This window comes from Streptomyces johnsoniae, from assembly GCF_031845565.1.
GTDB classification, from domain to species: Bacteria; Actinomycetota; Actinomycetes; order Streptomycetales; family Streptomycetaceae; genus Streptomyces; species Streptomyces johnsoniae.
Genome location: NZ_JAVREV010000016.1, coordinates 185,752 through 206,623 on the forward strand (window position 1 = coordinate 185,752; position 20,872 = coordinate 206,623).

Annotated in this window: 20 protein-coding genes and 1 pseudogene; 12 read left to right on the plus strand and 9 right to left on the minus strand. The window is 73.6% G+C overall.

The features are described from left to right. Window positions 1-140 precede the first annotated feature (140 nt). The 3 genes from thiC to RM779_RS26055 all read left to right on the plus strand — a co-directional run bounded on the left by thiC (window position 141) and on the right by RM779_RS26055 (window position 3,548). Window positions 141-1,784 (plus strand): phosphomethylpyrimidine synthase ThiC, encoded by a 1,644-nt coding sequence (gene thiC / locus RM779_RS26045; RefSeq protein ID WP_311620193.1) that lies wholly within the window; start codon window positions 141-143, stop codon window positions 1,782-1,784. An 84-nt stretch (window positions 1,785-1,868) separates the two neighbouring features. Continuing rightward, window positions 1,869-2,144, plus strand: a complete 276-nt coding sequence (locus tag RM779_RS26050) for a putative quinol monooxygenase (protein ID WP_077063404.1) — start codon at window positions 1,869-1,871, stop codon at window positions 2,142-2,144. A gap of 27 nt (window positions 2,145-2,171) precedes the next feature. Then, window positions 2,172-3,548, plus strand: coding sequence for a VWA domain-containing protein (locus RM779_RS26055; RefSeq protein WP_311620194.1), 1,377 nt, complete (start codon window positions 2,172-2,174; stop codon window positions 3,546-3,548). On the opposite strand, the gene RM779_RS26060 is transcribed toward RM779_RS26055, so the two are convergent. Then, the gene (locus RM779_RS26060) at window positions 3,538-4,152 is read right to left on the minus strand and encodes a TIGR03086 family metal-binding protein (protein ID WP_311620195.1); all 615 of its coding nucleotides are present in this window, start codon (window positions 4,150-4,152) and stop codon (window positions 3,538-3,540) included. The genes RM779_RS26055 and RM779_RS26060 overlap by 11 nt on opposite strands. Before the next feature lie 178 nt (window positions 4,153-4,330). On the opposite strand from RM779_RS26060, the gene RM779_RS26065 reads away from it, so the two are divergent. Then, the gene (locus tag RM779_RS26065) at window positions 4,331-5,623 is read left to right on the plus strand and encodes a carboxylate--amine ligase (protein ID WP_311620196.1); all 1,293 of its coding nucleotides are present in this window, start codon (window positions 4,331-4,333) and stop codon (window positions 5,621-5,623) included. Then, window positions 5,608-6,885: an NAD(P)-binding domain-containing protein gene (locus RM779_RS26070; protein ID WP_311620197.1), complete on the plus strand. Its 1,278-nt coding sequence runs from the start codon at window positions 5,608-5,610 to the stop codon at window positions 6,883-6,885. The genes RM779_RS26065 and RM779_RS26070 overlap by 16 nt, the downstream gene beginning before the upstream one ends. Before the next feature lie 24 nt (window positions 6,886-6,909). Here RM779_RS26070 and RM779_RS26075 read toward each other — a convergent pair whose 3' ends face one another. Beyond that, window positions 6,910-7,557 (minus strand): FMN-dependent NADH-azoreductase, encoded by a 648-nt coding sequence (locus RM779_RS26075; RefSeq protein WP_311620198.1) that lies wholly within the window; start codon window positions 7,555-7,557, stop codon window positions 6,910-6,912. A gap of 118 nt (window positions 7,558-7,675) precedes the next feature. Here RM779_RS26075 and RM779_RS26080 point away from each other — a divergent pair, with 118 nt between their 5' ends. From RM779_RS26080 to RM779_RS26090, 3 genes are read left to right on the plus strand one after another with little or no spacing between them, the layout of a single operon-like run. Next, the gene (locus RM779_RS26080; protein WP_311620199.1) at window positions 7,676-8,089 is read left to right on the plus strand and encodes a winged helix-turn-helix transcriptional regulator; all 414 of its coding nucleotides are present in this window, start codon (window positions 7,676-7,678) and stop codon (window positions 8,087-8,089) included. 45 nt (window positions 8,090-8,134) lie between these two features. Further along, entirely contained in the window at window positions 8,135-8,926 is a 792-nt protein-coding gene (locus tag RM779_RS26085; protein WP_311620200.1) for a J domain-containing protein, read from the plus strand. A gap of 10 nt (window positions 8,927-8,936) precedes the next feature. Then, on the plus strand, window positions 8,937-9,272 hold the full coding sequence (locus tag RM779_RS26090; protein WP_311620201.1) for a rhodanese-like domain-containing protein: 336 nt from the start codon (window positions 8,937-8,939) through the stop codon (window positions 9,270-9,272). Between the two features lie 24 nt (window positions 9,273-9,296). On the opposite strand, the gene RM779_RS26095 is transcribed toward RM779_RS26090, so the two are convergent. From RM779_RS26095 to paaA, 6 genes are read right to left on the minus strand one after another with little or no spacing between them, the layout of a single operon-like run. Next, window positions 9,297-10,469 carry an aminotransferase class I/II-fold pyridoxal phosphate-dependent enzyme gene (locus RM779_RS26095; protein ID WP_311620202.1) on the minus strand — a complete coding sequence of 391 codons (1,173 nt, stop codon included), beginning with the start codon at window positions 10,467-10,469 and terminating at the stop codon, window positions 9,297-9,299. A gap of 42 nt (window positions 10,470-10,511) precedes the next feature. Further along, window positions 10,512-11,570, minus strand: a complete 1,059-nt coding sequence (locus RM779_RS26100; protein ID WP_311620203.1) for a 2Fe-2S iron-sulfur cluster-binding protein — start codon at window positions 11,568-11,570, stop codon at window positions 10,512-10,514. After that, on the minus strand, window positions 11,570-12,046 hold the full coding sequence (paaD, locus tag RM779_RS26105; protein ID WP_394813388.1) for a 1,2-phenylacetyl-CoA epoxidase subunit PaaD: 477 nt from the start codon (window positions 12,044-12,046) through the stop codon (window positions 11,570-11,572). The genes RM779_RS26100 and paaD overlap by 1 nt, the downstream gene beginning before the upstream one ends. Beyond that, on the minus strand, window positions 12,043-12,780 hold the full coding sequence (paaC, locus tag RM779_RS26110) for a 1,2-phenylacetyl-CoA epoxidase subunit PaaC (RefSeq protein WP_311620205.1): 738 nt from the start codon (window positions 12,778-12,780) through the stop codon (window positions 12,043-12,045). Before paaC ends, paaD begins: the two co-directional genes overlap by 4 nt. Then, a complete protein-coding gene (gene paaB, locus RM779_RS26115; RefSeq protein WP_449657306.1) occupies window positions 12,777-13,106 on the minus strand; it encodes a 1,2-phenylacetyl-CoA epoxidase subunit PaaB in 330 nt (109 codons plus the stop codon). The genes paaC and paaB overlap by 4 nt, the downstream gene beginning before the upstream one ends. Next, on the minus strand, window positions 13,103-14,062 hold the full coding sequence (gene paaA / locus RM779_RS26120; protein ID WP_311620206.1) for a 1,2-phenylacetyl-CoA epoxidase subunit PaaA: 960 nt from the start codon (window positions 14,060-14,062) through the stop codon (window positions 13,103-13,105). Before paaA ends, paaB begins: the two co-directional genes overlap by 4 nt. Before the next feature lie 131 nt (window positions 14,063-14,193). Between paaA and RM779_RS26125 the strand changes: the two genes are divergently transcribed. From RM779_RS26125 to RM779_RS26140, 4 genes are read left to right on the plus strand one after another with little or no spacing between them, the layout of a single operon-like run. Then, window positions 14,194-14,922, plus strand: coding sequence for a DUF5819 family protein (locus RM779_RS26125; RefSeq protein WP_311620207.1), 729 nt, complete (start codon window positions 14,194-14,196; stop codon window positions 14,920-14,922). Further along, the gene (locus RM779_RS26130) at window positions 14,919-16,244 is read left to right on the plus strand and encodes an HTTM domain-containing protein (RefSeq protein WP_311620208.1); all 1,326 of its coding nucleotides are present in this window, start codon (window positions 14,919-14,921) and stop codon (window positions 16,242-16,244) included. Before RM779_RS26125 ends, RM779_RS26130 begins: the two co-directional genes overlap by 4 nt. After that, window positions 16,241-16,969 carry a TrmH family RNA methyltransferase gene (locus RM779_RS26135; protein ID WP_311620209.1) on the plus strand — a complete coding sequence of 243 codons (729 nt, stop codon included), beginning with the start codon at window positions 16,241-16,243 and terminating at the stop codon, window positions 16,967-16,969. The genes RM779_RS26130 and RM779_RS26135 overlap by 4 nt, the downstream gene beginning before the upstream one ends. A gap of 52 nt (window positions 16,970-17,021) precedes the next feature. Then, window positions 17,022-17,189 (plus strand): hypothetical protein, encoded by a 168-nt coding sequence (locus tag RM779_RS26140; protein ID WP_311620210.1) that lies wholly within the window; start codon window positions 17,022-17,024, stop codon window positions 17,187-17,189. 15 nt (window positions 17,190-17,204) lie between these two features. On the opposite strand, the pseudogene dnaE reads toward RM779_RS26140, so the two are convergent. Continuing rightward, window positions 17,205-20,743: pseudogene (gene dnaE, locus RM779_RS26145) on the minus strand (DNA polymerase III subunit alpha). Between the last annotated feature and the right edge of the window lie 129 nt (window positions 20,744-20,872).

Genomic DNA, 20,872 nt, shown 5'->3' on the forward strand with positions numbered 1-20,872 from the left:
CAGCCCGGCCGGTGTGCCGTTAGCGTGGGAGCGCGAGTTTGCACATCGCGGGAGCTCCGAGCACGGGGCTGAGAGGGCGCTGGGGCTGCGCCGACCGCCGAACCTGTTACCGGGTAATGCCGGCGTAGGGAGTAGGTCTCATGACCACGCGGGACACACGTTCGTCTGCCGCCATCGGATCGCACAAGGCATATCTCACCGGCTCGCGCCCGGACCTCAGGGTCCCGGTGCGGCGGGTCCACCTCACCGACGGGAACGCCGTCACGCTCTACGACACCTCCGGGCCCGCCACCGACCCGGCCGTCGGCACCGACGTCCGCCGCGGGCTGCCCTCGCTGCGCCACCGCTGGATCGCGGAGCGGCGTGCCGACGGCACGGGGGACGTCACACAACTGGCCTATGCCAGACGCGGGGTGATCACGCCCGAGATGGAGTTCGTGGCGATCCGGGAGAACCGGCCCCCCGAGTTCGTCCGCGACGAGATCGCCGCGGGCCGCGCGGTGCTGCCGGTCAACGTCAACCACCCGGAGTCCGAGCCGATGATCATCGGTAAGAACTTCCTGGTGAAGGTCAACGCCAACATCGGCAATTCCGCGGTGACCTCCTCCGTCGAGGAGGAGGTGGAGAAGATGACGTGGGCCACCCGCTGGGGCGCCGACACGGTCATGGACCTGTCCACCGGCCGCGACATCCACACCACCCGCGAGTGGGTACTGCGCAACTCCCCCGTGCCCATCGGCACCGTGCCCCTCTACCAGGCCCTGGAGAAGACCGGCGGCCGGGCCGAGGAGCTGAGCTGGGAGATCTACCGCGACACCGTCGTCGAACAGGCCGAGCAGGGCGTGGACTACATGACGGTGCACGCCGGCGTGCTGCTGCGCTACATCCCGCTGACCGCGCGCCGCAAGACCGGCATCGTCTCGCGCGGCGGCTCGATCATGGCGGCCTGGTGCCTGGCGCACCACGAGGAGAGCTTCCTGTACACGCACTTCGCCGAGCTGTGCGAGATCTTCCGCGCCTACGACATCACGTTCTCCCTCGGCGACGGGCTGCGCCCCGGCTCCGTCGCCGACGCGAACGACGAGGCGCAGTTCGCCGAACTCCGCACGCTCGCCGAGCTGAACCGCATGGCCAAGGTCCACGACGTCCAGACGATGATCGAGGGCCCCGGGCACGTTCCCATGGACAAGATCAAGGAGAACGTCGACCTCCAGCAGGAGCTGTGCGAGGAGGCGCCGTTCTACACCCTCGGCCCTTTGACCACGGACGTCGCCCCCGGGTACGACCACATCACCTCCGGTATCGGCGCCGCGATGATCGCCTGGTGGGGCACGGCGATGCTGTGCTACGTCACCCCGAAGGAACACCTCGGTCTGCCCGACCGCGACGACGTGAAGACCGGCGTCATCACCTACAAGATCGCCGCCCACGCCGCCGACCTCGCCAAGGGTCACCCCGGCGCGCAGGTCAGGGACGACGCCCTGTCCGACGCGCGCTTCGAGTTCCGCTGGGAGGACCAGTTCAACCTGGCCCTCGACCCGGACACCGCCCGCGCCTACCACGACGCGACGCTGCCGGCCGAACCGGCGAAGACCGCGCACTTCTGCTCGATGTGCGGGCCGAAATTCTGCTCGATGAAGATCAGCCGCGAGGTGATGGAGAAGTACGGGCCCGACGGCGCGGACGCCTCGCTCAGCGAGGCGGAGATCGAGGCGGGCATGCTCGCGAAGTCCAGGGAGTTCGCCGAAGCGGGCCGCCGCGTCTATCTGCCGCTCACCGACTGACCGGTCGAACACACGCCGCGCGGTCCGGTGGCCGCGGGCCGCGCGCGGTGGGAAGGTGGCGGGGTGTACGGATACATCGGAAGCATGCGGACCGAGCCGGGGCGGCGGGACGAGGTCGCCGCGCTGCTGCTGCGGTCGGCCGACGCGCTCCGGGCGTTCGGGTGCCGGTCGTACGTCGTGGGCGTGTCGGACAGCGACGCGGACGTCATCTGGGTCACGGAGGTCTGGGAGAGCAAGGAGGCGCACGACGCGTCGCTCGACCTGCCGGAGGCGCAGGACGCCATCGCGGCGGCGATGCCGCTGCTCACCGGGGAGTTCACCCGGCAGGAGACGACTATCGTGGGCGGGCTCGGTGCCTGACCGGCCGGAAGCGGGCAGACTGGCCGGATGACTGGCATATCCATCGGCAAGGGCGCGAACGTGCCCGTCGCCGCCGGCGCCGTGCGCGCCGTCCTCAGCTGGGCCGCCGGCCGGCCGGACGCGCCGGACGCGGACGCCTCCGCGCTGCTGCTCACCGGCGAGGGCAAGGTGCGCGGCGACGGCGACTTCGTGTTCTACAACCAGCCCGAGCACGCCTCGGGCGCCGTTCGGCACGTGGGCAAGCAGCCCGGCGCGGACGCGGTCGAGGTGCGTCTGAACGCGCTTGAGCCCGGGATCGAACGGGTGGTGCTGGCCGCGTCCGCGGACGGCGGCACGTTCGGGGAGCTGCCCGGGCTGCGGCTGCTGCTCCAGGACGCGGCGAGCGGCGCGGAGTTGGCGGCGTTCGACATGACGGCGGACAGCGAGACCGCGTTCGTCAGCGGGGAGCTGTACCGGCGGAACGGGCAGTGGAAGTTCCGCGCGGTCGGGCAGGGCTACGACTCGGGCCTCGCCGGGCTGGCCACCGACTTCGGCATCAGCGTCGAGGAGGAGGCGCCGCCGCCCGCCCCGCCCGCGCCGCCCGCCGCGGCACCACCACCGCCGCCGCCGTCCGCGGGTCTCGGGGGTACGGAGCTGCTGCCGCCCGAGATGCGGGAACGGCTGTCGCTGCGCAAGGAGAAGGTGACCGTCTGCCTGGACAAGCACGGCGCGCCCGGCGGCCTGCGGGCGCGCGTGGTGCTCGTGCTCGACGCGTCGGGGTCGATGACGAAGCTGTACCGCACCGGCGTCGTCAAGGACACGGTGGAACGGATGGCCGCCGTGGCCGCCGCCCTGGACGACGACGGGCAGATGCAGGCCTGGACGTTCGCGACGAACCCGGCGCAGCTGCCGGACCTGCGCCTGGGCGAGCTGCCGTCGTGGCTGGAGCTGCACGTCCGCGTCGGGGGCCACAACGCGCCGATGTTCCGCAGGAAGAAGAAGGACGGCGGCGGGCCGCCGCCCGGCCGGCAGCCCGGCCAGGTCGACATGGCGATGGTCGGCATCCAGAACGAGGAACAGAAGGTCATCGAGGCCGTCCGCACGTTCGTGCGGGGCCGGCCGCTCGACGTGCCGACGCTCGTGCTCTTCTTCTCGGACGGTGGCGTCTACCGCAACAGGGAGATCGAGCAGCAGCTGCGCGATGCGGCGCTCGAACCGGTCTTCTGGCAGTTCGTCGGGCTCGGCAAGTCGAATTTCGGGGTGCTGAAGAAGTTCGACACGCTGCCGGGCCGCAAGATCGACAACGTCGGCTTCTTCTCCGTCGCCGACATCGCGAAGGTGCCGGACGACGAGCTGTACGACCGGGTGCTCTCCGAGTTCCCGAAGTGGCTGCGGGCCGCCGCCCAGCTGGGCATCACGTCCTGACGGGCGGCGTCCACGACGGGTCGCGGCCGCTGAGCCCGACGGCGCGGTCGAGGAGCGGCGCGGTTTCCGGCACCGGAACGACGGGCCCGAAGCCGGTGCCGCTCCGCGCCGCGCTGTCCGTCTCCTGTCCGAGCAGCGCGATCGAGGCGCGGGCCGCGTCCTCGTCGGCGGCGAAGGGCTGCCCGGTGGCCCGCGCCAGGTCCCAGGCGTGCAGTACCAGTTCGTTGAGCGCGACGAGCCCCGCGACCTCGCCGGGCAGCTCCACGCCGCCGGCCTGCGTGGTGCCGCGCCACGCGGCGGGCTCGCGCCAGGCGGCGGCCAGCTCGTCGAGCTGCTCGCGCAGCCTGCCCCGCCAGTCGCCCTCCAGCGTCGGGCGCGGCGCGTCGGGTGCGTCGGGGGAGACGCTCGTCCAGGGCCCGAGGTCCTTGCGGGCGGCGTCGCGGAAGGCGAGCGTGAGGGCGAGCAGATGCTGGAGCAGGTCCCGCACCCGGTAGTCGGGGCAGGGGGTGGGGTGGTCGAGACGGTCCTCGCCGACGCCGTCGAGCAGGGCGGCGAGCCGCCGCGCGGTCGGTGCGAGGTCGGGGCCCGTGGCAGGTGTGGTCATGGTGGGTGGACCGCACGGGCGGGCGGAACTCATCGGTCGGGTCGGTCGGGGGCCCGGGACATGAGGTAAGTCACACCGTGTGCGGAATGCGCCGGGCGAACGCTTCCGGTAGTCCGACCGAGGAGTCCGCCGCCCCGGTGGCCCGGCGGGCGCGGTGCCGCGGTGAAGGATCGGCGGCATGTCACCGTCACCGCTCGATGCCGGGGTCCCCGCGCTGCTGCTTCGTCTGGACCGGAACCCGTTCCACCACGGTTCGCTGGGGGCGGTCAGGTCTCTGGGGCGTGCGGGGGTCGAGGTGCACGCCTTCGTGGAGGGCGCGCGCAGCCCGCTCGTCCGCTCCCGTTATCTGTGGCGCGGGCACGTCTTCCGCGGGGACGCCTGCTCGGCGGCTGAGGTGGAAGGGGCGCTGCTGCGGGTGGCGGCGCGCATCGGCCGGCCCGCGGTGCTGATCCCGATGGACGATCTGGGCGCGATCACCGCCGCCCGGCTGGCCGGGCGGCTGCGCGGCCGTTACCTGCTGCCCCGTGGGCCCGCCCGGCCGCCGGAACGGGCCGCGGACAAGGCGGAACTCGCGGCGCTGTGCGGGCGGCTCGGGCTGCCGCACCCGCGGACGGCCGTGCCGGACAGCGCGGCGGACGCGGTGGCGGCGGTGCGGCGGCTGGGTCTTCCGGCCGTGGCGAAGTGGAGCCGCCCGTGGCTGCTGCCGCCGGGCGGGGCGCTGCGCAGCACCACGGTGGTGACGGGGGCCGGGCAGGTGCGGCGGCTGTTCGCGTGCGCGGGGCGCGCGGGCAGCAGGCTGCTGCTCCAGCGTCTCGTGCCCGGGGGCCGCGGCGCGGACTGGTTCTTCCACGGCTGTTTCGCGGCGGACGGCAGGCTCCTGGCGGGCGGTACCGGGCGCAAGGACCTGTCGTGGCCGGTCGGGGCGGGGCTGACGGCGGTGGGCAGCCGCCTGCCGCACCCGGCGGTGGCGCGCGCGGCCCTGCGGCTCGCGGACCACCTCGGCTACCACGGGGTGCTCGATCTGGACTTCCGCGTCGATGCCGGGTCCGGGGTGCCGTACCTGCTGGATTTCAACCCGCGTCCGGGCGCGCAGTTCCGGCTGTTCGAAGGGCCGGACGGCCTCGACGTGGTCCGCGCGCTGCACCTGGACCTGACGGGGCGCGCGGTGCCCGCGGCGCCGCGGGCACCCGGTCCGGGCCGGGTGTTCGTCGCGGAGAACTACGGGCTGCTCGCGGCGCTCGCCGCGGGGCGGCGGTGGCGGCGCGGGGGGCGCGAGGTCGAGTGGGCGTGGTTCGCGGCCGACGACCCGGCGCCGTTCTTCGCGATGGCGGGCGGCTGGCCGCGCCGCGGCCCGCTGCGGGCACGGGCGGGGGACGGGAACGCGAACGGGAACGGGAACGGAAACGGGGACGCAAGCAGGGGGGCCGGAGTGACGGAAGCGAAGGATGTGGCGCGATGCATGACCTGGTAGTGGTGGGGGCCGGGCCCTACGGTCTGTCGATCGCCGCGCACGCCGCGGCGGCCGGTCTCGACGTGCGGGTGCTCGGCCGGCCGATGGCGTCGTGGCGCGACCACATGCCGCCCGGCATGTTCCTGAAGTCGGAGCCGTGGGCGTCCAGTCTGTCCGACCCGGCCGGCGCGGACACGCTGGCCGCCTACTGCGCGGGCCGCGGCCTGCGCGCCGCGCACGGCGAACCGCTGCCGATCGACACGTTCACCCGGTACGGGCTGTGGTTCGCCGACCGGCTGCCGCTGCCGGTGGAGGAACGCACCGTGACGGCGGTGCGGCCCTGGGCGGACGGCTTCCGGGTGGAGACGGGGGACGGCCGCCCGCCGCTGCCCGCGCACAACGTGGCGCTCGCGGCCGGCGTGCTGCCGTTCGCCTCGCTCCCCGGCGCGCTGGCCGGGCTGCCCGCCGGGCTGGCCGGCCACAGCAGCGACCACGGTGATCTGGCCCGCTTCGCGGGCATGGACGTGACGGTGATCGGCGCCGGGCAGGCGGCGCTCGAGACCGCGGCGCTGCTCGCCGAGGCGGGGGCGCGGCCCACCGTGGTGGCGCGCGCGGACGCCGTGTGCTGGAACACTCCGCCGCAGCCGCTGCGCCGCGGTCCCGCGGCGGCGCTGCGCGCGCCGCACAGCGGCCTGGGCGCCGGCTGGTCGAACTGGGCGTGGGCACAGCTGCCGTGGGCGGTGCGGCGGCTGCCGGCCGGGACGCGGGCGCGCGTGGCGGCGACGGCGCTCGGCCCGGCGGGTGCCTGGTGGCTGCGGGAACGCCTGGAGGGCGTCGTTCCGGTGCGGCTCGGCCGGCGGCTGCTGCGGGCGGAAGCGCTGCCGGGCGGCGGGGTCGGCCTCGACGTGGCCATGCGGGACGGGTCGGGCCGTGAGGTGATCAGAACCGGGTACGTGATCGCGGCGACCGGTTTCGTCCCGGATCTGCGGCGGCTGCGGCTGCTCGATCCGGCGCTGCGCGAGCAGCTGCGGACCGTGCGCGGCACGCGGGCGCCCGCGCTGAGCGCGTGCTTCGAGTCGTCCTGGCCTGGCCTCTTCTTCGCCGGGCTGCTGACCGCGCCGGTGTTCGGCCCGGCGATGCGCTTCGTGCACGGCGTCACGTTCACCGCCGACCGGCTCACCCGGGGCGTGCGGCACCGGCTCGGCGCCGCGTCCCCGCGGCTGCCGGGGCAGGGGGCGGGGCGCGGCGCCGACCGGGCCGGCCGGACCCGGGCGGCCGGGTAGCACGGCGGCCGGGCAGGACGGGGCTCAGGCGACGAGCTGGGTGGCCAGGCTCTTGGCCCGCGCGCGGGCGTCCTCGTGGGCCTGGGCGGCCGAGGCCTCGGACTGCTCGACCAGGGACGCCATGGCCGGGGTGGTCGGGGCCAGGGTCAGCTCCGGGACGATGAACTCGACGTCGAGCTGCAACTGCTGGCCGAGCACGAACTGGAGGTAGGGGTGGTTGTAGTCCCGGCCCTCCATCGGGGTGCCGGGCCGGTAGGAGCCGCCGCGGCTGGTGACGATGGTGGCGGGCTTGCCCGCGGCGCTCGGCGCCTCTCCCGCGGTGCGGCCGACGACGATGATGTGGTCGAGCCAGGCCTTGAACGACGAGGGCACCGAGTAGTTGTACAGCGGAACGCCGAGCAGCACCGCGTCGGCGGTCTCCAGCTCCGTCACCAGGGAGTCGCGCAGGGCGAAGGCGGCCTGCTGCTCCTGGGTGCGCTCCTCGGCGGGGATGAAGCCGGGGTAGTACGCCTCCGCGGTCAGGTGGGGCAGCGGGTCGGTGGCAAGGTCGCGGTAGATCACCGTGCCTTCCGGGTGCTGCTCCGCCCACGCCTGGCGGAAGCTTGCGGTGACGGCCCGGGAGACGGACTTGTCGCCGTTGAACGAGCTGTCGATGTGCAGCAGCGTGGCCACGAGGGTTCCTCCACGTATGGTCTGAGTATTAGATTAGGAAGTGAAACTTCCGCTGCTACTAGTTTTACCACAGTGACTTACTTTTCTGCACCAGCTGCCTCTCGGGTAGGGTGGTTACATGCTGGAAGTACCGGACAACCACGACAAGGCGCTTCTGGCGGCCGACGCGGAGAGCGAGCGGCACGCGCTGTGCACCGCCCCGGACGCCGCCGTGCTGCGCGTTTTCGGGCTGCTCGGGAAGCGCTGGACGGGCGTGCTCATCGCCGCGCTCATGGGCGGCCCGGGTCACTTCACCGAGCTGCGGCGGGCCGTTCCCGGCATCAGCGAACGGATGCTGTCCGACCGGCTCACCGAGCTGGCCAACGAGGGCCTGGTCAGCCGGCACGTCCAGGAGGGCCCGCCCCTGCGCGTCAGCTACCGGCTGACGGCCGCGGGCCGCGAGCTGCGCCCCGCGCTCCAGGAGCTGACCCGCTGGGCGGAGGCCCACCTGGAGGACGCCGCGGGGAAGTGCCCCGCCGAGTTCCGCGACTGAGCCGGGCGGCGCCCGGCCCTCGCCACGGCCCGTAGGGTTGAGCGGGTGACGGACGACTACGACGAGACGACCGCGCGGCTCGAACGCGCCGTCCGGGCGGCCGAAACGGCGCTGATCGAGTTCGAGATCGCCGTGGAGACCTTCCGCATCGAGGTGGAGAACTTCTCGCGCCTCCACGAACGGCGGCTCGGGCCGCTCTATGCGCGTCTTGAGGAGCTGGACGCGGAGATCGCCGAGGCCGTCGCGGCCCGCACCGGCGATCCGGCGGACCAGCGGCGGGCGGCCGAGGCCCGCGCGGCGGTCGCGCCGATGCCGCGGGTCGCCGAGCTGTTCCAGGGCTGGCTGGACGGCGAGGGCTTCAGCCCGGAGGGCTACGCCATGCTCACCGAGCAGTCGGTGCAGGAGCCGCAGCGCGTCCGGCCGGACGAGGAGGCCCGGAAGCTCTACCGCGAGGTGGTCCGCGAATGCCACCCCGACCTGGCAGCCGACCCCACCGAACGGGACCGCAGGGACGCGTTCCTCGCCCGCGTGAACCAGGCGTACGCCCGCGGCGACACCGAGGAGCTGCGCGCCCTCGCCGAGGAGTGGGCGCGCGGCGGCGCGGGCCCAGAGCCGGAGCGCAGCCGCGGCGAGGAGCTGTACGCACGCCTGGAGTGGCTGGCCCGGCGCAAGGAGTTGCTCGCGGACGCCGCCGCCGCCCTGGAGGACAGCGCGATCGGCTCCATGCTGCGGATGGCGGGCGACGACCCGGACCGGATGCTGGCCGAGGTCGCCGAGGAGCTGCGGCAGCGGGTCGCCGCCCGCGAAGCCGAACTGGCCGGGCTGCTGGCCGGGTAGGGTCGGGGACATGAGTTTCGCCCTTCCCACCGTGACGGCCGACGCCGTGCCCGCGGGCGCGCCACTGCTCGACGTCCGCGAGCCCGAGGAGTGGGCCGCGGGGCACGCCGAGGGTGCGCTGCACATCCCGATCGGGCAGGTCGTCGAGCGCCTCGGCGAGATCACCGCGCTCGCGTCCGAGGGCCGCCTCCACGTGGTGTGCAAGGTCGGCGGCCGGTCCGCGCAGGTCACCGCCTACCTCGTGCAGCAGGGGCTCGACGCGGCGAACGTGGACGGCGGCATGCACGCCTGGCAGGCGGCGGGCCGCCCGCTGGTCGGCGAGGGGGACGACCCGTTCGTCCTCTGACCGCCCCCCGCCGCGGGACAGCGGCTACGGGGTGAGGGCCGCCAGCCTGGCCACCGCGTCGCGCAGGGACGCCTCGCGCCGGCAGAAGGAGAAGCGCACCAGCCACGGCGTGGTGTCCACGCCCTGCTGGAACGCCGAGGTCGGGATCGCCACCACCCCGGCGCGCTCCGGCAGTTCGCGGCAGAACCGCAGTCCGTCATGGAAGCCCCACGGCCGGATGTCGGCCTGGAGGAAGTACCCGGCGTCCGCGCGAAAGTGGCTGAGCCCGGCCGCGCGCAGGCCGCCGGCCAGCAGATCCCGGTTGCCGCGCAGCGTCTCCCGGAGCCCGGCCGCCCAGTCCGCGACGCCGCCGAGCGCGGTGGCGATGGCCTCCTGGTAGGGCGTGCCCGAGGCGTACGTCAGCCACTGCTTGACCGACATCACGGCCGCCACCAGCGCGGCGGGGCCGCTCACCCAGCCGACCTTCCAGCCGGTGACGTTGAACGTCTTGCCCGCGGAGCTGATCGTCAGCGTCCGTTCGCGCATGCCGGGCAGCGTCGCGATCGGCACGTGGCGGGCGCCGTCGTAGACCAGGTGCTCGTACACCTCGTCCGTGACGACCGTCAGATCGTGCTCGCACGCGGCCTCCGCGATGAGCACGAGTTCGTCCGGGGTGAACACCTTGCCGGTCGGATTGTGCGGCGAATTGAGCACAAGCAGCCGTGACGCGGGCGTCAGCGCGGCGCGCAGCGCGTCCGGGTCGAGCTGGAAGCCGTCCCCGTCGATGGCCAGCGGAACGGTCACCAGGCGCGCGCCTGACAGGCGGGCGCCCGCGGGGTACGCGTCGTAGGCGGGGTCGAAGGTGACGATCTCGTCGCCCGCGCCGGTCAGGGCCAGGCAGGCCGCGGCCAGCGCCTCGGTGGCGCCCGAGGTCACCAGCACCTCGGCGGCCGGGTCGAGGTCGAGGCCGTAGTGCGCGCGCTGGTGCGCGGCGATCGCCTCGCGCAGGGCGGGGAAGCCGAACGCGGGCGGGTACTGGTTGTGCCCGGCGAGGACGGCCGCGGAGACATCCGCGAGGAGCGTCGGCGGCGCGTCCAGCTCCGGCACGCCCTGGCCGAGGTTCACCGACCCGGTGGCGCGGGCCAGTTCGGTCATTTCGGTGAAGATGGACGTACCGGCCGCGCGGCCGGTCCCGCTGTCCTGGCGCTGCTGCCTCATGCGCTCAACGATAGGCCGCGGGCGAGGGCCGGATCTCCCGGCTCAGGCGTCGAAGTCGAGGCCGACCCGGTCCGTCAGCGGGCGGGACTGGCAGGCCAGGACGTACCCGGCTTCGGTCTCGGCGGGCTCCAGCGCGTAGTTCCGGTCCATCCGCACCCGCCCGTCCGTCAGCCGCGCGCGGCAGGTGCCGCACACGCCGCCGCGGCAGGCGTAGGGGGCGTCCGGCCGGTTGCGCAGCACGGCGGACAGCAGCGTCTCGCCCGCCGCGACCGGCCAGCTCGCGCGGCGCCCGTCGAGCGTGGCCGTCAGCGTGCCGGCCTGGGCGTTCGCCGCGTCCGCCGCCCCGGCGGCGTTCGCGCCGGGCTCGGGCGGCGCCGCTCCGGCGTGGAACAGCTCGATGTGCACGCGCTCGCGCGCCACCCCGAGCGCGCGCAGCGCACCGCGCGCCGCGTCGATGAGCCCCTCAGGGCCGCACAGGTACCAGCCGGCGACGGCGTCGCAGGGCAGCAGCGCGGGCAGCAGGGCGCGCAACCGCGCGCGGTCGAGCCGCCCGGGGGGCAGGCCGGCGCTGCGCTCCTCGCGGGTGAGCGCGTGCAGCGACTGGAACCGGCCGGGATGGCGGTCCTTCAGGTCGGCCACCTCGTCGAGGAACATCGCGCTGGCCGCGCTGCGGTCGCTGCGCAGCAGCGTGAAGCGGGCGGCGGGCTCGGCCGCGAGCAGTGTGGCCGCCATCGAGAGCACCGGCGTGATGCCGCTGCCGCCGGCCACGGCGGCGAAGTGCCCGGGGCGCGGGCGCAGCGTGAAGCGCCCGCGCGGCGGCAGCACGTCCACCCACGAGCCCGCGGCCAGCTCCCGCGCGAAGCCGGCGGAGAACGCGCCGCCCGGCACGTGCCTGATGCCGACGGTGAGCAGGTCCGCGCCGCCGTCGGCCGCGGCCGAGGCGATGGAGTAGGTGCGGCGCAGCGCGCCGTGCCGGAACGTCAGGTGCTGCCCGGGAACGTGCCGGAACGCGGCGCGCAGCGGCGGCGGCACGGCGAGCGTGACGGCCACCGCGTCCTCGGCGGCCCGCGAGGTGCGGGCGACGGTGAGTGGGTGGAACATCACCGCTCCTTCACGTGGTCGAACGGCTCGCGGCAGGCGGCGCAGCGGCGCAGCGCGCGGCAGAGAGTGCCGGAGAAGCGGCTGAGCAGGGTGGTGTCGGTGCTGCCGCAGCGCGGGCAGGGCACCGGCGGGGCGGGCAGCCCGACGAACACGGGGCCGCCCGCCCTGGGCGGCGCGATGCCCGCCGCGGTGAGCTTGCGGCGGCCTTCCGCGGTGATGTCGTCGGTGCGCCAGGGCGGGTCCAGAACGGTGCGGACGGTGACCTCGGGCACGCCGTGGGCGCGCAGGGTGCGCCGGATGTCCTCGGCCATGGTCTCGACGGCCGGGCAGCCGAGCCACGTCGGCGCCAGTTCCACGACGACGGGCCCCTCCTCGTTCTCGCGCCGCACGGAGCGCAGGACGCCGAGGTCCGCCAGGGTCACCATCGGCAGTTCCGGATCGGGGACCGCGCCCGCGAGCGCGGTCAGCCGGGTCACCACGCCGCCCCCGGGTGGCTGCGGTGCAGGTGCTGCATCTCGGCGAGGAGGCGGCCGAACGGCTCGGTGTGGATGCCGCGCCGCCCGCCGCCCGCGGACCAGGCGGTGGGGGGCGCCGGGGCCTCGGGTACGGGGAGTGTCGCGGCGCGCAGCGTTTCGGTGACGCGCTCGGTCCAGGCGGCGCGCAGCGCCCCCCGGTCCGTTCCGGCGAGTCCCGGCACGGGCTCGAACAGCTCGCCCGTGAAGCGCCACAGCGCCCGGACGGCGCGCCCGGTCCGTGCGTGGCTCTGGGCCGTACCGTCGCCGAGGCGCAGCGTCCAGGTCACGGCGTGGTCGCGGTGGTAGCGGGTCTCGGGCGCCGCATGGGCGGCGATGGCGGCGAACGGGCCGCCGCCGGACGCGAGTTGTGCGTACAGCAGCTCCTGCCAGGTGGCGTGGAACAGCTGCCGGACGACCGTGTGCGCGAAGTCGCCGTTCGGCTGCTCGACGAGCTGGAGGTTGCGGAAGTCGCGTGCGTCGCGGCGGAACGCCAGCTCGTCCTCGTCGCCCGCGAGGGAGAGCAGCGCGCGGGCCTGGCCGAGCAGGTCGAGCGCGAGGTTGGCGAGGGCCACCTCTTCTTCGAGGACGGGGGCGTGCCCGGCCCATTCGGCGAGCCGGTGGGACAGGATCAGCGCGTCGTCGCCGAGGGCGAGCGCGGCCTCCCGTTCCGACTCCGTGAGCGCGGGCGCCGTCACAGGTGCCGCACCCCCTCGGGCACCTCGTAGAAGGTGGGGTGCCGGTAGGGCTTGTCCGCGGCGGGCCGGAAGAACGGGTCGCGCTCGTCGGGGGAGGAGGCGGTGACGGCCGCCGCGGGGACCACCCACAGCGAGACGCCCTCGCCGCGGCGCGTGAACAGGTCGCGGGCGTTGCGCAGGGCCAGCTCCGCGTCCGGCGCGTGCAGGCTGCCCGCGTGGGTGTGGGCCAGGCCGCGCCGCGGCCGGACGAACACCTCCCACAGCGGCCAGTCGGCGTCGTCCTCGCTCATCGCCTCGCTCATCGCCCCGCTCGTCGCCCCGCTCATCGGTCGGCTCCGGCCGGGTGCTTGGCGGCGTACGCCGCCGCCGCCTCGCGCACCCACGCGCCCTCCTCGTGCGCCCGGCGGCGCTGGTCGAGGCGCTGCTCGTTGCACGGTCCTCCGCCGGACAGCACGGCCCGGAACTCGTCCCAGTCGACCGCGCCGAAGTCCCAGTGGCCGCGCTCCTCGTTCCACCGCAGATCCCGGTCGGGGAGGGTGAGGCCCAGGGCCTCGGCCTGCGGCACGCAGATGTCGACGAAGCGCTGCCGCAGCTCGTCGTTGGTGTGCCGCTTGATCTTCCAGGCCATCGACTGCGCGGTGCGCGGCGAGGCGTCGTCGGGCGGGCCGAACATCATCAGGGAGGGCCACCACCAGCGGTCCACCGCGTCCTGGGCCATGGCGCGCTGCGCGCCGGTGCCGCGGGCGAGCGTGTGCAGCAGCTCGTAGCCCTGCCGCTGGTGGAACGACTCCTCCTTGCAGATCCGCACCATCGCGCGGGCGTAGGGGCCGTAGGAGCAGCGGCACAGCGGCACCTGGTTGGTGATCGCGGCGCCGTCGACGAGCCAGCCGATGGCGCCCACGTCGGCCCAGGTGAGGGTCGGGTAGTTGAAGATCGACGAGTATTTGTGGCGGCCGGTGTGCAGTTTGCCGAGCAGCTCCGCGCGGCTCGCGCCCAGGGTTTCCGCGGCCCCGTACAGGTAGAGGCCGTGGCCCGCCTCGTCCTGGACCTTGGCGATGAGGATGGCCTTGCGGCGCAGCGAGGGGGCGCGGGTGATCCAGTTCGCCTCGGGCTGCATGCCGATGATCTCGGAGTGCGCGTGCTGCGCGATCTGCCGGATCAGCGTGGCGCGGTAGGCGTCCGGCATCCAGTCGCGTGGCTCGATCCGCTCGTCGGCGGCGATGGTCCGTTCGAAGTCCTCGGCGCGGGCCCGTTCCGGCTCCGCGCTCACCGCTGTACCCACCGCTCAGCCCTCCGCGCCGACCGATCGTTCGGTTCGATGGTGCTGCGGACGCTCCGGCGTGTCAAGGCGGCCGGGAGACAGGTACCGTGCTCGGGTCAAGCGAGATGAGTCCCTGGGGGAGCGGGCCGAGCATGCTGTCATCCGACACGGCACAGGAAGAAGCCGAAGCCGACGAGACACCGACGGAGTCCGTCCGCCTCGGCGCGCTGTCGCTCCCGGCCCGGATCATCATCGCGGTCGCGGTGGGGGGCGTCGCCGCGTTCACGGCGTGGCACATGGCGATGGTGTTCCTCTTCGTCGCGCCGTCGAACACCCTGAACGAGGAGCACCACGACACCGTCCGCGGCTACATCTACCCGGAGTTCGAGCAGAACTGGAAGCTGTTCGCGCCCAACCCCCTCCAGCGCAACGAGAGTCTGGCCGTGCGCGCCGAGGTCACGGACGAGGACGGCACCAGCCGCGTCACCGACTGGATCAGCCTGACCGCCATGGACATCGAGGGCATCGAGCACCAGCTGCTGCCCAGCCACACCGCGCAGAACACGCTGCGCCGCGCCTGGGACTTCTACACCAAGTCCCACGACGACGACGGCGACGCGGTGGGCCTGCGGGGCGAGCTGTCCGAGTCGTACGTGCGGCGCATCACGCTGCTGCGGCTGGCGGACCGGATGGACGTCGACACCGTGGAACGCATCCAGCTGCGCTCCACGATCCAGCGGGTGCCCGCGCCCGAGTGGCGGCAGGAGGACTTCGACACCTCGCCCGTCCACGAGGAGCTGGACTGGTGGGTGGTGACGACCGAGGACCTGCCGACCGGCGCACTCGCCTCGGATCGGACCGGGGAAGGGGACCAGCGGTGAGCATTCCCGCTCAGCGGACGAACGCGGCCGGCACGGCCGGCACGGCCACCGGCGGGGGAACGGACGGGCCGCCGCCCTCGCCGTTCCGCGACCTCGGGGGCCGCTTCGACGCGGCGCTCGCGCGCGGCATCGGCCACATCACGCGGCGCGCCCTCGGCCCGCACCAGACGGCGATCGTGCGCATCGGCTTCGCGACGACCGTGCTGCTCTTCCTGCTGCACGAGTGGCCCAACCGGCACGAGCTGTACGGTCCTGACAGCCCGTGGGGCTTCGACCTGGCGACGCGGTTCGTCGACAACAACGGCGCGTTCACGCTGCTGCTGTGGTCGGACTCCGGGGCCTGGTTCGAGCTGGTCTACCACCTGACGATCCTCGCCGCCGTCGGCATGCTGCTCGGCTGGCGCACGCGCGCGACGTCCGTGCTGTTCATGGTGGGCGTGCTGTCCGTGCAGAACCGCAGCGTCTTCATGGGCGACGGCGGGGACAATGTCATCCACCTCATGGTGATGTACCTGGTCCTCACCCGCTGCGGTCAGGTCTGGTCGCTGGACGCGCGCCGGCGTGCGCGCCGGGCGCCGGGGCGCCGCGCCACGGACGACCCGGTGGGCATCGCGGTGTGGGCGGTGCTCGGCGTCGTGCTGGCGGCGGCGCTGGTCAGCGGCAAGATCGACAGCCCGGTGTGGAGCCTGTTCTTCGCCGGGATGTGGCTGGTGCACGGCTACTGGTGGCTGATCCGGCGCTTCGCGCCCGGCGAGCCGCGCATCGTCTCCGACATCGTCGCCAATCTCGTGCACAACGCGGCCCTGTTCGTGATCATGGCGGAGGTCTGCATCATCTACGCCACCGCGGGCTGGTACAAGATCCAGGGCTCGCGCTGGCAGGACGGCACCGCCGTCTACTACCCGATGGAGCTGGACTACTTCAACGTCTGGCCCGAGCTGAGCGACCTGCTGGTGGGCAGCGGCCTGATCATCACGGCCCTCACCTACGGCACGGTGTTCGTGCAGGTGGCCTTCCCGTTCGCGCTGCTCAACCGCCGCGCGAAGAACGTGCTGCTGGTGCTGATGATCGGCGAGCACATCGGGATCGCCGTGCTGCTCGGGCTGCCGTTCTTCTCCATGGCCATGATCGCCATGGACAGCGTCTTCCTGCCGACCGCCTTCCTGCTGTGGCTGGGTGCGCGCGCCCAGCGGGTGACCGATCCCGTGCGCCGGCGCCTGCGCCGCCGTCCCGCGCCCGGCCGGCCCGCGCGGGACGCGGGCCCGGCCGAGCCCGGGGCCGCCGCCGCGGACCGGGCACCGGCCTGGGCGAAGACCCGGTGACGACGAACACGGCCGCCGCCTGGCGCGAACTGGCCGCACGGGACACCGTTCTGCTGGACGGCTTCCACGCGCTCAAGCACGCGCTGCGCTTCGGCGCCGAGGTGCCGCTCGCGGTGGCCGAGGACCGCGCCGCGGCGCTCGACCTGGCCCGGGACCTGGCGCCCGACCTGCACCCGCGGCTGGCCGAGCTGCTCACGCCGGTGCCGCCGCGTGACCTCGCGGCGCTCGTGCCCCGCCCGCACCCCACCGGCGTCGCCGCCCTGGCCCGCCCCGCGCCGCGCCCGCCGGTGCCAGGACGGGGCCCCGTGGTGGTTCTGGAGAACCCGCGCCACCTCGGGAACATCGGCGCCGTCATTCGTCTCGCCGCCGGCGCCGGCGCCGCGGGCGTGATCACCACCGGCACCGCCGACCCGTGGCATCCGGCGGTGCTGCGCGCCGCCGCCGGGCTGCACTACGCGACGGCGGTCGACCGGGCCGGTGGCCTCGACACCCTGCCGCCCGGACCGCTGTACGGGCTCGACCCGGCCGGGACGGACATCCGTTCCGTCCCGGTGCCGGACGGCGCGCTGCTCGCCTTCGGCTCGGAACGGCCGGGCCTGTCCCCCGCCCTCAAGGAACGGGCCACGGGCCTGGTGGCCCTGCCGATGCGGGAGGGCGTCTCCAGCTACAACCTGGCGACCAGCGTGGCGATGGCCCTGTTCCACTGGCTGAGCCGCCCCGGGTGACCCGCCCCCGGTGAGCCGCCCCCGGTGAGCCGCCCCCGGTGACCCGCCCCCGGTGATCCGCCCCGGGGCGCTGCACATCCTGCTGTGCGGGCTGGTGTACTCCGCGGTCGGGCTCACCGCCGCCCGCGTGGGCGGCGCGGCCCGCCGCCCGGGGCGCGGGCTGACGAGGATCTCGGCGGGCCTGCTGCTCGTCGTGGCCGCCGTGACGGCCGCGCCGTGACCGGTCCCGAGCAGGTCAGGACACGCGCGTCACGGCGACGGCGGCCTTCAGGTCGCCCCAGAACTCGGGGCGGACGGCCACGCGCGGGCCGAGCCGGAACACGGTGGTCCGCGACCGGCCGCGCATCCGCAGGTGCACCTCGGTGCCGCCGGGGTGGGCCCGCAGGATGTCCTTGAGCTGCGCCACCGTCCGGGGCGTCACGTGGGATTCGGCGATCTCCAGGCAGATGCGCGTACCGGCGGCGGACGCCAGGTCGGGCACCCTCAGCTCCATGCCGACGAGCCGCGGCACGTCCTCGCGCCGGTCGAGGCGGCCCTTGACGAACACCACCGCGTCCTCGACGAGCTGGTGGGAGACCAACTGGTAGGCGGCGGGGAAGAACAGGCAGTCGATGGAGCCGTTCAGGTCCTCGACGCCCGCGATGGCCCACGGGTTCCCCTGTTTGGTCACCTTCCGCGTCAGGCCCGAGACGATGCCGCCGACGGTGACGATCGTGCCGTCCGCGTACTCGCCCGCGGTCAGGACGGCGATGCCGGTGTCCGACCCGGCCCGCAGCCGTCCTCAAGACCGTCGAGCGGATGCGCGGACACGTACAGGCCGAGCATGTCCCGTTCCCCGGCGAGTAGTTGGGCGCGGTCCCACTCCTCGGCCGGGAATTCGGCCGCCGCCCCGGGCGTGGGGCCGCCGCCGTCCGCTTCCCCGTTCATGCCGCCGAACAGGTCGAACTGCCCTTCCGCCTCCTTGCGCTTGAGGGCGACGACGGAGTCGATCAGCGCCTCGTGGCGTTCGGCGAGGCCCTTCCTGGTATGCCCGAGGTCGTCGAACGCGCCCGCCCTGATGAGTGATTCGACGGTCCGCTTGTTGCAGGCGACCACCTCGGACTTCTCCAGGTAGTCGGGGAACGAGACGAACTTCCCGTGCGCCGCGCGCGTCCGCAGCACCGCGTCCACGACGGGCCTGCCGACGTTCCGCACCGCCGTGAGGCCGAAGCGGATGCGGTCGTCGCCGTTCGGCGTGAACGTGGCGTCGGACTCGTTGACGTCGGGCGGCAGGACGCGGATGCCCATGCGGCGGCACTCCCCCAGGTACAGCGCCATCTTGTCCTTGTCGTCGCCGACGGAGGTGAGCACGCCGGCCATGTACTCGGCCGGGTGGTTCGCCTTGAGGTAGGCCGTCCAGTAGGAGACCAGCGCGTAGGCGGCGGCGTGCGCCTTGTTGTACGCGTAGCCCGCGAACGGGACCAGGACGTCCCACACCGCGCGGACCGCGCCGGGGGAGTAGCCGCGCTCGCGCATGCCGCGTTCGAAGTGGACGAACTCCTTGTCCAGCACCTCTTTCTTCTTCTTGCCCATGGCGCGGCGCAGCAGGTCGGCCTGGCCGAGTGAGTAGCCGGCCAGGATCTGCGCGGCCTGCTGCACCTGCTCCTGGTAGACGACGAGGCCGAAGGTCAGGCCGAGGACGTCCGTCAGCGGCTCCGCCAGCTCCTCGTGGATCGGCGTGATCTCCTGGCGGCCGTTCTTGCGCAGGGCGTAGTTGGTGTGGCTGTTCATGCCCATCGGGCCCGGCCGGTACAGGGCGGTGACGGCGGTGATGTCCTCGAAGTTGTCGGGTTTCATCAGGCGCAGCAGGGAACGCATCGCGTTGCCGTCGAACTGGAAGATGCCCAGCGTGTCGCCGCGGCCGAGGAGTTCGAACGTGGGCCGGTCGTCGAGCGGCAGCGCGAGCAGGTCGATGCGCAGGCCCTTGTTGCGTTCGATCAGCGTGACGGCGTCGTCCATGATCGTGAGGTTGCGCAGGCCGAGGAAGTCCATCTTCAGCAGGCCGAGCGATTCGCAACTGGGGTAGTCCCACTGCGTGATGGTCACCCCGTCGGAGTGCCGCACCCACACCGGCACGTGGTCGGTGACCGGCTCGCTGGACATGATGACGCCCGCGGCGTGCACGCCCATCTGCCGGACCAGGCCCTCCACGCCGCGCGCGGTGTCGACGACCTTCCGCACGTCCGGCTCGCATCCGTACATGCCGCGGACCTCGGCGGCCTCGGCGTACCGCGGGTGCGCCTCGTCGGTGATGCCGGACAGCGGGATGCCCTTGCCGCCCGCGTCGGCGGGCATGGCCTTGGTGATGCGGTCGCCCACCGCGTAGGGGTAACCGAGCACGCGCGCCGCGTCCTTGATCGCGTTCTTGGCCTTGATCGTGCCGTAGGTGCCGATCATGGCGACCTTGTCGGCGCCGTACTTCTCGGTGACGTAACGGATCACCTCGCCGCGCCTGCGTTAGTCGAAGTCGATGTCGACGTCCGGCATGGAGACGCGTTCCGGGTTGCGGAAGCGTTCGAAGATCAGGCCGTGGACCAGCGGGTCGAGGTCGGTGATGCCCAGCGCGTAGGACACCAGGGACCCGGCCGCGGAACCGCGGCCGGGACCGACGGCGATGCCCTGCCGCTTGGCCCACATGATGAAGTCCGCGACCACCAGGAAGTATCCGGGGAAGCCCATCCGGACGATGACGTCCATCTCGTACGCGGCCTGGTCGGCGTACCGCTGTCCGACGCCGCCGGGGAAGCGGCGGGCCATGCCCCTGCCGACCTCGGCGCGGAACCAGGACTCCTCGGTGTAGCCCTCGGGGACGTCGAAGCGCGGCATCAGGTCGTGCTTGTCGAACCAGCCGGTGACGTCGACCTGTTCGGCGACCAGCCGGGTGTTGGCGCAGCCCTCCTGCCAGGCGCCGGAGGAGTCGACGGCGTACATCTCCGCGGGCGACTTCAGGTAGTAGCCCGAGCCGTCGAAGCGGAAGCGGCCCGGGTCGGCGAGGCTCTTGCCGGTCTGGATGCACAGCAGGGCGTCGTGGGCCGCGGCCTCGTCGGCGCGCGTGTAGTGGGCGTCGTTCGTGACGAGCGGCGGGATGCCCAGCTTGCGGCCGATGTCCAGCAGCCCGTCCCTGACCCGGCGCTCGATCTCCAGACCGTGGTCCATGAGTTCGACGAAATACCGGCCGGGGCCGAAGATGTCGCGGTAGTCCGCCGCGGCCTTCAGCGCCTCGTCCCACTGGCCGAGCCGCAGCCGCGTCTGCACCTCGCCGGAGGGACAGCCGGTGGAGGCGATCAGGCCCCGCGCGTGGGTGGCGATGGCCTCCTTGTCGGTGCGCGGCCACTTGGTCAGCCAGCCGGTCGCGTAGGCGTCGGAGGAGAGCCGGAAGAGATTGTGCAGGCCCGTGTCGTCGTAGGCCCAGATCGTCTTGTGCGTGTAGCTGCCGGAGCCGGAGACGTCGTCCCGCTTCTGGTGCGGCTGCCCCCACTGGACGCGCCGCTTGTGCCGCCGCGACTCCGGCGCCACGTACGCCTCGATGCCGATGACCGGCGTCACGCCGGCCTCGCGGGCCTGGTGGAAGAAGTCGTAGGCACCGTGCAGATTCCCGTGGTCGGTGACGGCCAGGTGCGTCATGCCCGTCTCCCGGCACGCCTCGAACAGGTCCGCGAGCTGCGCCGCGCCGTCGAGCAGCGAGTACTGGGAGTGGACGTGCAGATGCGTGAACGGTTTCCCGGCGTGCCCCATGCGGGCCACGGTACACGCGTCTTGGACGTACGTTCAGGACGATCGTTCAATCCGTGCGCCCGTCTCGCGGCCGGATGTCATCCGAACGTGTTCAGCGTTGCGCAAGGCGGACCAAACTCGCGCGGCACA

Bases quoted from the DNA above. Each gene is read 5' to 3' on its own strand.
- thiC (WP_311620193.1), top strand. From the start codon at position 141: ATGACCACGCGGGACACACGTTCGTCTGCCGCCATCGGATCGCACAAG.
- RM779_RS26050 (WP_077063404.1), top strand. From the start codon at position 1,869: ATGCGGACCGAGCCGGGGCGGCGGGACGAGGTCGCCGCGCTGCTGCTG.
- RM779_RS26055 (WP_311620194.1), top strand. From the start codon at position 2,172: ATGACTGGCATATCCATCGGCAAGGGCGCGAACGTGCCCGTCGCCGCC.
- RM779_RS26060 (WP_311620195.1), bottom strand. From the start codon at position 4,152: ATGACCACACCTGCCACGGGCCCCGACCTCGCACCGACCGCGCGGCGG.
- RM779_RS26065 (WP_311620196.1), top strand. From the start codon at position 4,331: ATGTCACCGTCACCGCTCGATGCCGGGGTCCCCGCGCTGCTGCTTCGT.
- RM779_RS26070 (WP_311620197.1), top strand. From the start codon at position 5,608: ATGCATGACCTGGTAGTGGTGGGGGCCGGGCCCTACGGTCTGTCGATC.
- RM779_RS26080 (WP_311620199.1), top strand. From the start codon at position 7,676: ATGCTGGAAGTACCGGACAACCACGACAAGGCGCTTCTGGCGGCCGAC.
- RM779_RS26090 (WP_311620201.1), top strand. From the start codon at position 8,937: ATGAGTTTCGCCCTTCCCACCGTGACGGCCGACGCCGTGCCCGCGGGC.
- RM779_RS26095 (WP_311620202.1), bottom strand. From the start codon at position 10,469: ATGAGGCAGCAGCGCCAGGACAGCGGGACCGGCCGCGCGGCCGGTACG.
- RM779_RS26100 (WP_311620203.1), bottom strand. From the start codon at position 11,570: ATGTTCCACCCACTCACCGTCGCCCGCACCTCGCGGGCCGCCGAGGAC.
- paaB (WP_449657306.1), bottom strand. From the start codon at position 13,106: ATGAGCGGGGCGACGAGCGGGGCGATGAGCGAGGCGATGAGCGAGGAC.
- RM779_RS26125 (WP_311620207.1), top strand. From the start codon at position 14,194: ATGCTGTCATCCGACACGGCACAGGAAGAAGCCGAAGCCGACGAGACA.